14 protein-coding genes and 1 tRNA gene are annotated in these 14066 nt (G+C 33.6%); 10 read left to right on the top strand and 5 right to left on the bottom strand.

Annotated elements, in window-relative coordinates:
* Window positions 1-6 precede the first annotated feature (6 nt).
* Entirely contained in the window at window positions 7-519 is a 513-nt protein-coding gene (locus tag ACIDC4_RS06380) for an adenine phosphoribosyltransferase (protein WP_412042250.1), read from the bottom strand.
* Window positions 520-633: 114 nt separating this feature from the next.
* On the opposite strand from ACIDC4_RS06380, the gene ACIDC4_RS06385 reads away from it, so the two are divergent.
* Window positions 634-707: transfer RNA gene (locus ACIDC4_RS06385), tRNA-Arg, on the top strand.
* Between the two features lie 547 nt (window positions 708-1254).
* Here ACIDC4_RS06385 and ACIDC4_RS06390 read toward each other — a convergent pair.
* Window positions 1255-2112 carry a LysR family transcriptional regulator gene (locus ACIDC4_RS06390; RefSeq protein WP_072971769.1) on the bottom strand — a complete coding sequence of 286 codons (858 nt, stop codon included), beginning with the start codon at window positions 2110-2112 and terminating at the stop codon, window positions 1255-1257.
* Between the two features lie 100 nt (window positions 2113-2212).
* Here ACIDC4_RS06390 and ACIDC4_RS06395 point away from each other — a divergent pair, with 100 nt between their 5' ends.
* Both ACIDC4_RS06395 and ACIDC4_RS06400 read left to right on the top strand, forming a co-directional pair.
* Complete coding sequence (locus tag ACIDC4_RS06395; protein ID WP_086065187.1) at window positions 2213-2674, top strand: gamma-glutamylcyclotransferase family protein; 462 nt, start codon at window positions 2213-2215, stop codon at window positions 2672-2674.
* Window positions 2646-3881, top strand: coding sequence for an MFS transporter (locus ACIDC4_RS06400; RefSeq protein ID WP_412042251.1), 1236 nt, complete (start codon window positions 2646-2648; stop codon window positions 3879-3881). Before ACIDC4_RS06395 ends, ACIDC4_RS06400 begins: the two co-directional genes overlap by 29 nt.
* Window positions 3882-4213: 332 nt before the next feature.
* Here the strand turns inward: ACIDC4_RS06400 and ACIDC4_RS06405 are convergent, their stop codons facing one another.
* Together ACIDC4_RS06405 and ACIDC4_RS06410 are read right to left on the bottom strand one after the other, a co-directional pair.
* A complete protein-coding gene (locus ACIDC4_RS06405; RefSeq protein WP_072970832.1) occupies window positions 4214-5380 on the bottom strand; it encodes a serine hydrolase domain-containing protein in 1167 nt (388 codons plus the stop codon).
* Between the two features lie 96 nt (window positions 5381-5476).
* Window positions 5477-6073, bottom strand: coding sequence for a cyclic nucleotide-binding domain-containing protein (locus ACIDC4_RS06410; RefSeq protein ID WP_302095993.1), 597 nt, complete (start codon window positions 6071-6073; stop codon window positions 5477-5479).
* 875 nt (window positions 6074-6948) lie between these two features.
* Here ACIDC4_RS06410 and ACIDC4_RS06415 point away from each other — a divergent pair.
* From ACIDC4_RS06415 to ACIDC4_RS06445, 7 genes are all read left to right on the top strand, one after another.
* Window positions 6949-7509: a cysteine hydrolase family protein gene (locus tag ACIDC4_RS06415; RefSeq protein ID WP_412042253.1), complete on the top strand. Its 561-nt coding sequence runs from the start codon at window positions 6949-6951 to the stop codon at window positions 7507-7509.
* A 198-nt stretch (window positions 7510-7707) separates the two neighbouring features.
* Window positions 7708-8289 carry a porin family protein gene (locus ACIDC4_RS06420; protein WP_412042254.1) on the top strand — a complete coding sequence of 194 codons (582 nt, stop codon included), beginning with the start codon at window positions 7708-7710 and terminating at the stop codon, window positions 8287-8289.
* Between the two features lie 179 nt (window positions 8290-8468).
* Complete coding sequence (locus ACIDC4_RS06425; RefSeq protein ID WP_412042255.1) at window positions 8469-9527, top strand: sensor histidine kinase; 1059 nt, start codon at window positions 8469-8471, stop codon at window positions 9525-9527.
* Window positions 9508-10269: a LytR/AlgR family response regulator transcription factor gene (locus ACIDC4_RS06430; RefSeq protein ID WP_412042256.1), complete on the top strand. Its 762-nt coding sequence runs from the start codon at window positions 9508-9510 to the stop codon at window positions 10267-10269. The genes ACIDC4_RS06425 and ACIDC4_RS06430 overlap by 20 nt, the downstream gene beginning before the upstream one ends.
* 137 nt (window positions 10270-10406) lie before the next feature.
* Window positions 10407-11402: an adenylate/guanylate cyclase domain-containing protein gene (locus ACIDC4_RS06435; protein ID WP_412042257.1), complete on the top strand. Its 996-nt coding sequence runs from the start codon at window positions 10407-10409 to the stop codon at window positions 11400-11402.
* Window positions 11403-11573: 171 nt separating this feature from the next.
* Window positions 11574-12020 carry a DUF2141 domain-containing protein gene (locus ACIDC4_RS06440; RefSeq protein WP_412042258.1) on the top strand — a complete coding sequence of 149 codons (447 nt, stop codon included), beginning with the start codon at window positions 11574-11576 and terminating at the stop codon, window positions 12018-12020.
* Window positions 12021-12061: 41 nt separating this feature from the next.
* A complete protein-coding gene (locus ACIDC4_RS06445) occupies window positions 12062-12736 on the top strand; it encodes a DUF4397 domain-containing protein (protein WP_412042259.1) in 675 nt (224 codons plus the stop codon).
* 749 nt (window positions 12737-13485) lie between these two features.
* On the opposite strand, the gene ACIDC4_RS06450 is transcribed toward ACIDC4_RS06445, so the two are convergent.
* Window positions 13486-13938 carry an Lrp/AsnC family transcriptional regulator gene (locus ACIDC4_RS06450; RefSeq protein ID WP_035644147.1) on the bottom strand — a complete coding sequence of 151 codons (453 nt, stop codon included), beginning with the start codon at window positions 13936-13938 and terminating at the stop codon, window positions 13486-13488.
* Window positions 13939-14066: the final 128 nt, after the last annotated feature.

Genomic DNA, 14066 nt, shown 5'->3' on the forward strand with positions numbered 1-14066 from the left:
TTATCCTTAATACGTGATTGCAGCAAAAAAAGGATGGTCCTTAATTTTTTCTCTTCCGTTTAAAAAAGTTAACTCCATAAGGAAATTACATTGTACAATTTCCCCTCCTAACTTCTCGACCAATTCACAAACTGCTTTAGCGGTCCCTCCTGTCGCTAAAACATCATCATGTAACAAAACCTTGTCTCTCTTTTTTATTGCATCTGTGTGCATCTCTAAGCTATCTGTACCGTATTCTAACTCGTAAGAAGCCGAAATGGTTTCATACGGTAACTTTTTAGGCTTTCTAACCGGAACAAAACCTGCATTTAATTCCTGTGCCAATAATATACCAAAGAAAAAGCCACGACTCTCTGCTCCTACTACTTTATCTATTTTTTGTCCGTTTAAAGATTCTATTAAAATATTAAGGCATTCTTTTGTCGCAATTGGGTCATTTAACAGCGGAGTGATGTCTTTAAACAAAATTCCTTCTTTTGGAAATCCCTGAATATCACGTACATAATTTTCAATCTTCATTTTTTTTTATTTTTATGTTATTTTATGCTTGTTTATGTCACATTTATGTCTATCTTTGCACCCGCAATAAGCAATCAACAAAGCTACGAAAAATTAGCTAATTGATAACAAAAAGGCCTCGTGGCGCAACTGAATAGCGCACTTGATTACGGCTCAAGAGGTTACTGGTTTGAATCCAGTCGAGGTCACTACAAAGCCAAACGGCGTCAATTAAAGACAATTGACGCCGTTTTTTATTTATAGAATTATTAATCAATACCTTCGTATTTTTTTTGTTTTTGTTTCCTTTTTTAAAGACATAAAAATCAGGAAATAGTTGATAAAAAAAAATGACCAATCTAATAAATATAACAGAAATTGTAAATTCAAAGTGCAATAACTTAACAGGATTCGAGCACTACATGTATAGCAAATTAGAGTTTCACACTCGCATGGATTCCTATTTTTGAGAATATTTCCGTAAGTCGTTATTAAGGTTTTAAAACACGGCATAACACATATATATTCTACAAATAATTCAAAAATTAATTTTGCAGAGTTTTGTGACAGAATCGTGGCGCATGGAGTTTTTGAAAAGTAGAAACTTAGCAAAATCAAGGCTTGACGAGTTTAGGTTCGAAACTGCAGATACCAAGATTATGATACAAAAATATGAGTATTACAGCCAGGAGATTATACTTTCTAACTAAACAAAAATATGCTAATTCAAATGATTTTGATTTAGCATTTTTAAAACTATAGATAATTCTGAAAGGCTTCAGCTGCTTTCTTTTGGTAGGCATCTTTAAGAGATATAACCGTTGCTTCACGTAGCATATTTTTGCCCTGGATGGGAATGGTTGAAAGACCTATATCATCAACACTAACTTGCGTCAGAATTGTATTCCAAACACCCGTTTTAACCAGTTCCAACAATGTAGAAATATCATTTATTTCGACCAGTACATTAGGTTTGAGTTTTTTTAGTTTCAACAGGTTGTTTATGAATTGAATGGTACTGTACCCGCTGTCGGGAAAAGCAAGAGGCAAATCCATGATTTCTTTCAAGGAAATGGAAGATCGTCCTGCAATATTAGAATTTTTAGAAACTACTAAGGTCATAGGAGAAGAAAACAAGCTTCGATACCTGAGATGCACATCATCAGCTTGTTCTCTAAAGGTTAGTACAAAATCTAATTCGGTAGAATTAAGCCTATCTATCAGTTCTGTCGATGTTCCAAATACGATCTTCACTTTAATATCAGGGAATTTTTCCGAAAACAAAATCAGTGCTCTGGTAAGAAGGTTCCGTAAAGCATAAGTAACACCTATTGATAAACTCCCCACATTGAGATTATTCAGATCTTTCATCATTATAAGCCCATCATTGGCACGGCTAACACTTTGAAATGCAAATTCCGAAAACAGTAATCCAGCCTCTGTGAGTGTAATTCTTTTTCCAATACGGTTGAATAAAGGAACATTAATTTCTTCTTCCAATTGCTTTATCTGCTGTGAAAGGGTACTCTGACTTATATTCAGTTGGTTGGCTGCTTCTGTAAAATTGAGAAGTTCCTTAGCTTTCAGAAAGTATCTAAGCTGACGTAGTTCCATTTTTAAATCGGTTTTTACGATTGATTTAATCGAAATAAAGCGTTTTGCAAATTTATAAAATCTACAGAGATTTGCAGTATTAATATAAATAATTTTAAAGATGAGTGATTCTTCGAACCTTCCTCTCTTAAACAAAAGAAAGGACATCGGTACTATTACCTTAAAAACACTTGATCATTACGATTTATCTAGTAAAGAAAAAGATTTTTTAAGTCGGCACAAACCAGAAAACAAACTAATCATATACGGCACACTTGCTCCGGGTAAGCCGAACCATCATAAGATAAGCCACATCAAAGGCGAATGGAAATCGGGTCTATTGAAAGGGGGAAAACTTGAAACAAAAGGCTGGGGTGCAGAACTTGGCTTTAACGGTTTTGTACCAGTTTCTGAGAATGAACAGACAGATATCCCCTGCTATGTTCTCTTTTCAGACGATTTGCACAAAAACTGGGATTATCTGGATGAATTTGAAGGCAGTGGCTATAAACGAATACTAGCGATATATGAACTTGAAGACAAAAAACAGAGTATTGGGTACCTATACGCAATCAACGGCTAAAAAGCCTTTTGTACTGCCCTTACTAGAAGATATAAAAAGTAACGAAAAGGTTGATAAAGAAAGTAAAAGGTTCCGGAATATACAATTGACTATTTTTCTTTCTGGACTTTCGGTTTTTGCACAATTATATCTTTTTCAGCCACTCTTGTTGACACTAGCCAATGAATTCGGAATTTCGGCAGGTGATAGTTCATGGCTGGTATCTTCCTCTACACTAGGAATGGCTCTGGGTCTTTTATACTTTGCATTCAAATCAGACAGTTTCTCCCGTAAAAAGCAGATGCTTTTTGCAATGGTATCTTCTTCTATTCTGACCATTGCTTCAGTCTGGATATATAATTTTCCGCTTCTTATTTTAATTGGTATCATTAAGGGTTTTGTTATAGCGGGAGTTTCATCTGTTGCATTGCCATATTTAACTGAAGAAGTAAAACTTTCCGCGTTAGGTCTTGCTATTAGCATGTATCTTAATGGAAATACAATTGGGGGAATGAGCGGCAGAATTGTAACTACAGTCTTGTATGGTGAAATAGGTTGGCGCAATACAATAATGATTATAGGCATTATCAGCATGATCTTATCAGTTGTCTTCTGGAGATACTTTCCCCAGTCCCGTTTTTTTCAACCACAAAAGACAGACTTTACTCTGAAATATAGGGAAATGAAAAGTTTTGTTTTTGATTCATACATGTTGCGCTTATATATTATAGGCTTTTTGATAATGGGAACTTTTGTAAGTATATATAATTACCTTACTTATAACCTGGAAGCTCCACCCTTTTCATTGAGCCATATTTTCATCGCTTTTATTTTTATGATTTATACTTTTGGTTTGCTTGGCACTACTATCATCGGAAGGTTATCCGAAAGATTTGAAACTCGAACGCTTCTAATCAGTTCCCTTTTGTTAATGATTATAGGCATAATATTATTGCTTTCAGGTAGTCTAATGTTCGTTATCGTGGGGCTGATAATTTTAACACTAGCTTTTTTTGCTTCACACACTATGGCAAGCCGAATGGTGGTGTTGCACGCCAAAACAGGCAAAAGTTCCGCTACCTCACTCTATTGGTTATTCTATTATTTGGGTTCGGCAGTTATGGGAAGTGGTACTGGATATCTTTTACATGCTACTTCTTGGAGCGTTTTTGTATGGTTACTTGCCGGAGCAGTATTTGTCACGCTTTTATTATCCTATAAAAGTTGAAAATCTCATTTAAAGATATTGATCACGCAAATGCTAAATCAAAAGCAATAATCACAACTCCGTAGTAGTGAGATTGATTTGTAATTCTAATATGTCCTAATTAATATTAGGTGTCAATCAGTATGTATATTTCTCATATGCTCATTGACACCTTTTTGTGGTATTTAAAATATCCGTATTTGATTTTTTACCTGATATCGCTATCTTGATCTTTACTTTGCTAATATCATTCTATTAGATAGTTATTTTGCATTTATATTCCAATAGAATTTATACGATATAATTTACTAACATTATCGCGTTTTACACCTTGAACAGTTATTCAGGTAACACTATTCACAAGCACTCAAAGCCAAGTCGTTAATCTCAGCTACACGGTGCAAATGTTCAATACCTTCTATAAATCCTGAACTTAAAAAAGCAACTGTTAGATCTCGTTCTGGGTCAACCATCCAAGCTGTTGATCCTCCACCCATTCCCGCTATTGCTTTTTCAGACGCAGTACTACCGCAGGGAGTTAAGAAATGTCCTTTGCCACGAGTATAACCCCCAATAAGATGAAAATTAGCAGGAAAAGACACGCCTCTTTTCTCGTTTTCTGCAAAATCCCAAGCGTGGTTAATCATATCTCCGGTACTGTTTTGACTTGCATACTCAAACAATGATTTAGATATCAAGCGATATTTCCCGGTATTTCCCTGTTGACGCATAGCATCAGCAAATTTAAATAAATCGTCAATGGTTGTAAAGCCTCCACCGCCAGGCACAATGCCATTTGCAAAGGAATCAAGCATTGTTGCTGTGACAGCAGATGAAGGTGTACTCATTTTTTCAGTATAGGCAACTGGAACACGGCGAGAGTTGTTTGGTTCTGACAGGCCAAATGAAGTGTCATACATTTCTAATGGTTCAAACAGATCTTCACGGGCAATGTCTTTAAATTTACGCTTTTTAGGATCAGTTAATTCTATCATTTTTCCAACCAAAGCGTGACTTGCAATTTGAGTATAAGCAGAACGAGAACCAGTTTCGTAAACGAGCGGTTGTGAAGAATAAGCTGTAATCATTTTATCCAAATCAATCAAATCAGCAATAGAGTAAGGAAAAGGCGGAGCAATTGATGCATGCACTCCCGCTGTGTGGTTTAGCAAGTGGCGAAGCGTAATTTTGTCTTTACCAAATGTGCTGAAATTTGGAATTATATCACCAACAAAAGTATTTAATGACAATAGTCCTTTATCTACAAAATGTAGTGCCAATGCAGATGTAAAAGATTTAGCACAAGACATCGTCAAGTAAAGATCTTCAAAACTACTTTCACGCAAGCCACTGGCAGTACCAAAAGTTTTTCTGTATCCAATTTTGCCACCACGAGCAACAATAACTGCAGCCCCAAAAGTTTGACCATTATCAATGCGTTTCTGAATGGCATTATCTAAATTCTTTAAAGCCTGTTCATTCAATCCAATTTCTGACGGTTTTTTGATTTCAAAGTCCATATTTTTTTTACATTTTTTGATATTCTTAGAGCAAAGATAAACTCGTGAAAAACAATTCTTCTTAAATTAATTTAAGAATTAAAAATGCAACACTATTTATTTATCCCTTAATAATGTTGCTTTTAAATTACTATACCAAACGGGTGTTAATCCTAAGAAACTTGCGATATCTTGCGATTTGAATCGATGAAAAATATCTGGATAATTTAGCCAAAGCCATTTTAAAAATTCTATTTTTGAAAGGCCAATTTGATGGTTTTGAATTTGATTCATGAGTCCGAAAGATTTTAGACTTCCTTTTAATGCAAACTCAAAATAAACTTCATCCTTCAATCCTGATTTTAGTATATCGAGAATATTAATCTCTAAAACTTCGGTGGATTCATTGGCAACAATTTGATATTGAACGAATGAGTTATGACTATTTATATAAATACTCCCTACAATAGGAATTAAATCTTCAGAATGAAACATAATCGCTCGTCGATCGCCCTTCTCTGTAAGAACATAACGTACCATACTTCCTTTTAAAATATAGAAAATTTTAGAACTTTGAGCCTTTTCCTCTACTAAAACATCATTTTTTTTACTGGTAAAAATTCGAGCATTTTCAATAAGAACTTGCATAAATTCTGAACTAATTTTTTTTGGAAAAATCGATCGAATGATTTTAATTTGTTTAGAAGTTAGCATTTCATAAAAAAAAATGTTAGCAATCGGGTTCTCTCGTATATGTAAGAATCAAATATAAGAAATTAAATTCTTTAAAAGTTAATCCACTAATTTACAGAATGACTTAAATATAGATATCTGTAAACATTTGATTTTTTGTTTCAAGATGTGAAAAACCTCAATTAAAAAGAAGAAATCTAGTATTAGTGGTAATTTAGGAGTTGGAGCTAAAAACTTTTTAATCTATGGAAGGGACCTCTTTTGCTACAAATAATTAAGGCGGTTTTTAAGACATTTCATTAGACTGCCTTTTGTGGCAGAATCGGGGCACACCAGTATTGTAAAAATAGAAAACGAGCTATGATAGCCAATCCAACTGTTAGGTTCGAATCTGCGGCTGAACATTTATTTTATTCTCCGACTAAATTTTGTTCAATAAAAATTACATTTTTCAATAGCTAAGCCAATACGAGGTTTACAGTAATTATTAGTTATAAATCGGCATCAATCCCCAACAGGACATCCAAACCAAATTGCTCAAGCCACTGAAAGTCATGCCCTACCGGTAGTAAGCCAATCTCTTTAAATCTTCTATAAAATTTATTGAAATTTGTCCTTTAGAGGTCACAAAAGCCAAATGGCGTCAATTGAAGACAATTGACGCCATTTTTTTGTATTTACTACCAAATAAAGTTACTTGAATCATTTTTGCTTTTTTTAGGAATAGCTCTTACCTAGAATGTCATTTTAAATTTTATAAAAAGACAAAAATACTATTAGAAAAAAATCATCACATCTCATCCCTTATTAAATTATGATCACGTTAAAAAACATTGCTAAATTTGCAACATACCCTTCCCCTTGACACATAACTATCATACAAGATCAAAAGAAAAATGAAAGAAAAAAGAACAGCACTTCTCGTAATGGACATGCAGTCTGCGATAGTAGACAGATATCCTAATAGCACAGCAACAATAAATAATGTTGCAGAAGCAATTTTAAATGCACGAAAAAATAAAATATCCATTATTTATGTTGTAGTTGGCTTTCGACAAGGCATGCCGGAGGTGGGTGCTAATAACAAAACTTTTTCTGCTAGTAAAGAACGTATGGTAAATGCCGATGTAAACGAAATGATGAAGATACATCCTTCATTGACTCCGTATGAACACGATATAATTGTAACCAAACGCAGATATAGCGCTTTTACAGGAAGCGACCTTGAATTAATATTGAGAAGCCAAAATATAAATCATCTCATCCTAACGGGTATTGCTACAAGTGGTGTAGTTTTATCAACTATTAGAGAGGCTTCTGACAAGGACTTTAACTTAACAGTTCTTAGTGATTGTTGTGCTGACGGAGATGAAGAAGTTCATCACATTTTAACCACTAAAGTTTTCCAAATGCAGGCAGATGTTATTCCTCTAAAACTATGGATCAGCCAAAGCTAAATAATCTGATACTCTTTATCGATCAAAATTATCTATAATCTAAGTATTTCAACAGCATTTTTAAAGGCAAAAACGTTTCACGTATAATTTTGTCCGTTTGAGTTATTTTTTTTTACGTTCTGTCACAAGTGCCTTTTATGTTTGCATCATCAAACTAAAAAAGGCTTTTGCCTGATAACATTTAAAAAATAGTAAATCATGAAAAATTTATTTTTGCTCTGCATTGTTCTGGTCTCTTCAACCGCTTTTAGCCAAAGTCTTTTTGAAAGACTTCATTTTGGTCTGAAAGCTGGGGCTAATTACAGTGATTTTTACAATACCAATTTTGAGACCGAAGGTTTGCCAGGATTTCATGCCGGTGCAATTGTCACTTTTGATATCAATCAAAACTGGTCTATACAGGAAGATTTTTTATATTCTACGCAAGGCGCTAAATTAAAAGGAGGATTCTCTGATGGAAAAGACATTGAACTTTCTTACATATCTGTACCAATCGTAGTAAAATACAAAACCAACTTTGGATTGTATTTTGAAGCAGGACCTCAAGTTGGAATTCTGGCTTCACAGGACTTTAAAGAAATTACAAATAACGATGCTGATTTTGCAGAAAAAATTGATGGCGGTATGGTTGGGGGTATCGGCTATCAATTTTCAAACGGACTTGGTATTGGCGCGCGATATTACATGGGATTGACTGATCTCAGCAAAACAAAATCAACGACTATAAATACGGACTTTCAAAATCATATGTCACAAGTAAGTCTTTTCTATATTTTTTAAATTAGACATATCTCATTTTACAAACAAAAGTTAAATAATACCTCCTGCATTTACAGGCGGTATTATTTGTTGTTCAAAATTACAAGAGCAGTATTACTATTTTTTGTACTTTCCCTAAATTTTGCATACCAAAAATTAAAACGGATTAAGTTCTGTATCAAAAATATAAAAGCATAATCATGAACAATATCGCCAAATCTTTCTCTCCTTTAATTTTGAGGGAGATTTATAAAATGAATATTTTTTTGACGTTGTTTATCTCGTTAATTGCTTTGTTTTTTCTTATTATTTTTAAAAACTCAGGAGCTCTTATCCTTTTTATGACCTTAAAAAGTCTGTTTTATATTTTCACTGTAACTTTTTCACTTTCAGCTATATTGGAGTTTTGTGCCGTTAAATTTCCTAATGATATTAATAAGTTTAGGCTTTGGCGTTACTTGGCAAGCTTTTGCACTTCCATTTTTCTTCAAATGTTATTATGGCCTTTTTTTGCTTACATGGCACATATTTCTTGGAGTGCTGACAATTTAGAGCTAATTATGACCTTTTTAGCAGAAGCTATTTTTATCACCATTTTAATATTGCTGTTACAAGATTTTGCAATTTTAAGATTAGCTAAAACACAAGCCGAAATTGAAAATTCAAGATTACTGCTTCGCACGGCAGAAGCTGAAAACCTGCTTTTGAAACAGCAGATTCATCCGCATTTTTTATTCAACTCTCTCAATACGCTGAAAGCCCTATATAAAAAAGACCTTGTTCTTGGAGAGCATTATCTAATTCAGCTGGCTGGATTTCTTAGAAGTGCCGTAACCCTTAATGATAGCATGGCTACTACATTGCAGGAAGAACTGGATTTTTGCCAGAACTATCTTGAAATGCAGAAAATGAGATTTGGTGAGGCCTTAGAATGGGACATTAAAATAAATGATTCTGAGATGCTTAAATGTACTGTGCCAACCTTCTCCCTTCAGCCTCTGGCAGAAAATGCGATCAAGCACAACAGGTTTACCAAACAGCAGCCCTTACGGATTAAAATAGAGCAAACAGGAGAATACATATCAGTATCCAATACTATGAATGTTAGATGTCCCAGTGAAACATCCTTAAAAAGTGGACTGGCAAATCTGGCTGAACGCTGCCTGATTTGGTCCGGAAATGAAATTATAATCAACAACGATGGCGTAACTTTTTCTGTAAGCTTTAAAATAAATACCGATGAAAATCATAATTATTGAAGATGAATCGCTCGTAGCAGAAGATCTAGCATCAAGCCTGAAAAGCAGCAATTCCGAAATAGAAATCACTGCCCTTTTAGGATCTGTTAAAGAAGCAATTGCTTATTTTAAAAATAATCCGCAGCCTGATCTTATCTTTAGCGATATCCAATTAGGAGATGGTTTGAGTTTTGAAATTATTCAAGATGTACCTTTAAATGTTCCGGTAATCTTTTGTACAGCTTTTAATGAATATGCCCTTGATGCTTTTAAAGCTAATGGTATTGAATATATTCTAAAACCCTTTAGCGCAGCCGAGTTAAAAATTGCTTTGGGTAAATTTCATAACATGCAGCACATAATGAGCCGCCAGATTGCTGCACAGTATCAAAAAGCAATGGAAACCATTTCAAATCTTCAGCAACCCATTAGCAGTACTATAATGGTAAAATACAGAGATCGCCTTCTTCCTTTTACATTAGAAAAAATTGCTTTATTTTATGTTGAAGCTGAAACGACAGTTATGCTGGCGCATAATGGTAAAAGTTACAGCTTGACAGAAAGTCTTGAAGATCTTGAAAAAAGAACACACAGTTTTTTCTTCAGAATGAACAGGCAGCTTCTTGTAAACCGAAACGCAATTGCTGATGTTACCGATTATTTTCCGCGAAAGCTAAAAATAAACCTTACATTTCCTTTTCATAAAGATATTTTTGTCAGCAGAGAAAAAAGATCTAAAGTATTGGCGTGGTTAGAAAATTGATTTTTCAAAAGTAGTAACTTGTAAAATAAAAACAATGAAAATTACTGCTTACAGGCTTCAATATTATTTGCAAGAAATTCTATCAGTCACCATGTTATGGCTTTTTGGCGGACTGCTTTTTGTATACATAAAATTTAATGATATCCCCCAACAGTATCATTTCCATTGCCTATCCTCTCATTCCTGGAATGACAAAAAAGTGGATTTATGAATTTTCTGCAATAACCTGCATTTGTATAGGATTGCTAATGGGTGTTTTCCATACTCTGGTTTATCCTAAAATGATAAAAACCAGAAATATTATTCTCACTATTTTTTTACGCATAACAGTTTTTACAGCACTCACAACAGCTCTTATTTTAGTTGCTTTTCAATTCTCAGGCATGCCTTCAAATACCTGGAAAAGTAATTCGCTGCCCGAGGGTTCAGGGGTGAGCGTTATGATTTCGATGATTTTAATGGAAATTCTGGTAGGAATGGTAGTTACAATCCGTACTAATATGGGAAAAAACTACTTTAGAAATTTCATTCGCAATGCCTATTTTACCCCTTCACTTGAAGACCGAATTTTTATGTTTATGGATCTTAAGGACTCTACATTATTAGTAGAAAAAATGGGAAGCAAGAAATTCAGCAGTTTTATTCAGGATTGCTTTAAAGATATTTCTGCCATTGCGCTGGATTTGGGTAGTGAGATTTACCAATTTGTTGGAGATGAAGCCGTGTTGAGCTGGCAGATTAAAACAAATAAATGTTTTAGTAATGCGCTTCAAATGCATTTTTCCCTGATGAAACTTTTGGAGAAAAAAAGACAATATTATATTGATAAACACCGTAAATTTCCAGAATTTAGAAGTTCTATACATTCTGGAATTGTGTCTGCTGCGCTTGTTGGAGTCTATAAAAAAGAAATGGCCTATCATGGAGGAGTGCTAAATCTATGTTCAAGGCTTCAGAAAGTATGCCGTGATCATGATGCTGATTTAGTTATTTCTGAAAATTTTCATAACCATTTAATTGTTGATTATCCCTTTATATTTTTACCTATCACAGATATTGAATTAAAAGGGATTTCAGAAAAACAACTTGTTTATAAGGTAATGATAGATACTGCTAGCTTAAACCAATACTAGATTATACTTTATTCTTTTCCTAAATAATTTTCCATTTTCAATTCTCTCTAAACAAACTTTTTTTTCTACAAAACGGTTCACCCGTAAGATTGTCCGTTTGACTTAATTTTTTATGCTTTTTAAGCAACTGCTCTACTACTTTCGCAGAACAAAATCTTAAAAATCAACATAATGATTCAAACGAAAATCCCTCAGAAAGGCTGGCTTATAGTCTTTATAATCCTTTTATGCCTTGGTCGCTCTTATGGCCAAAATATCACTATCAAAATTTCGGGCATCCGTTCAGAAAAAGGACAAATTATACTAAATGTTTTTAAAAACAGCAAAGATTACGAAAATGAAAAAGTTTCGAAAAAATTAATCTTTGATAAAAAAGCAATCAGTAATGACCTCTTAATTATTAATTGTGATCTCGATCCGGGAACATACGGCATTACACTTATTGATGATGAGAATAAAAATGGAGAACTAAACAAAAACCTCATTGGTATACCCAAAGAAGGTTTTGGTTTTTCTAATTTCTATATGGAAAAGATGAAAAAACCGGTATTTGATGATTTTAAAATCACCATAAAAAACCCAAACAACAAAATTACCATTAAGGTAAAATATATGTAATGCAATTAAAAAAAGAAGAAGTAAAAACCAAAATTAAAATTATGAAAACTAAAATCTTTATTCAATTAACGGCTGCAGCAGCGCTGATCTTTTTATCCTCTTGTGATAATAATGAAGTAGATCCGTTTGGTTCTGCGCGCCTTAAAGTCGTAAACGCGGCTCCCAAATCAGGTTCACAAAAATTTGTTATGGCAAACATTCCCTACATTGGCAATCTGGATTATTTGGATCATTCGGTAACTTACCACGATGTAGCTGTGGGGAACAACTTGGTAAGCCAATTTAGAGATGAAAATGATAATGATTTGTATGCCAGTGAGGAACTTGATCTTGACGATGACAGAAGGTATACCGTATATCTTACGGGAGAATCAAAAGGCGATGCAGAAGTAAGGCTTTATGAAGATAATATAACGGCTCCGGCAAGTGGAAAAGCAAAAGTAAAATTCATTCATCTAAGCGGCGGAGCTCCTGCGAATATTGATTTTCTTGATACTCAAGGCAATAATCTGGCCTCTAATGTTGCGCGCTACAGTCAAAGTAATTACGCTGAAATTAATGCTGGTTCGCTAGGCATTCAGGTACGCGGAACTGGAGCATCTGATAATCTGGCAACGCTGCCAGAAACAGATTTTGCGGCCGGAAAAGTGTACACCGTTTTTATCGCTGGATCGTCTGGACAAGGATACAGAATCGAACAAATTTCGCATAATTAATTTTATCATTTTTTCTATATAATAATAACAGACCTCTAAAAACGATTCATTTTTAGAGGTCTGTTATTTTTTCAATAATGTCTGTGCTAATATAATAATCCCGCCCTCTCCTCTAAAAAGTCCTATTAGAAATAGGACTTTTTCATGCTTAAATATTATGGAATGGATACCTTTTTTGCCACAAAAAGTTAAGGCGGTATCTTTTACATTACTTAAATGAAGTAAAAAATATTAGAGTATATTTTGTGGCAAAATCAAAAATAATACGATATCAATTTTCTCTCAATCCCCAACAGGACATCTAAATCAAATTTACAAAGCCAATGGAAGACACACACTACAAGTAGTAAGCCAATCTCTTCAAATCTTCCATAAAATTTATAGAAATTTGTCCAGTTGAGGTCACTACAAAAAACGCTAAATCTTTCGATTTAGCGTTTTTTTTATGCTTTTTTCATACTATTTACTCCAGTTTTAGGATCAACACTAAAACCTAATTTTTCATGTTTCGAGTTTTTCATAAAAAATCCTTAGACTGTTTGAAATAAACAGTCCTAAAGTAGCACTATTAGAGATATAATCGGAGCTGGACGATGGTTCGAAATCCCGTTAAGGATATCGGTTTTTTTCTCTTTTGACTTACCACAGTTTTTTTTTGAGGTTAAATATAAAATAACTGCAAAATGGACTTAATACATTTTCTGTCACAAAAGCTAAGGCGAATTTCAAATAAATAAACAATCGCGGAACTATCCGTAGAGATTTTTTATCTCCGACATAACAAAGGTACTTTGGGTACTCCCTATACTTTCAACTGATCCCAATTTATTAAAAACAAAATCCTGATAATGCTTCATGTCTTTGGCAGAAACTTTCATTAAAAAATCGTAATCACCAGAGATATTGTAACATTCCACAACTTCTTCTATTTTCATAATATCACTAACAAATTGATTGCCAATATTGCGATCGTGCTGTTTAAGTTTGATATTACAGAAAACAATAAACCCTCTGTTTAGTTTTTCTGCATCTAACAAGGCTATATATTTTTTAATATAACCATTGTTTTCCAATCTTTTAATTCGCTCAAAAACAGGCGATGCCGAAAGATTTACCATCTTAGCAAGCTCTTTTACAGTATATTTAGAATTATCGTGTAGTATATTTAATAACTGAAGATCAATATCGTCTATCTGCTCCATAAAATTTTTATTTTAAATTTTGGTTTAATTTATTTCTAAATTAGAATAAAATTCTTTAAATACAATTAAAAGCAACACAAAAATCTTATTTTAAACAAATTAAAAACACAACAACCTGCAAAACGTAT

The organism is Flavobacterium sp. C3NV (assembly GCF_046825355.2).
GTDB lineage: Bacteria > Bacteroidota > Bacteroidia > Flavobacteriales > Flavobacteriaceae > Flavobacterium.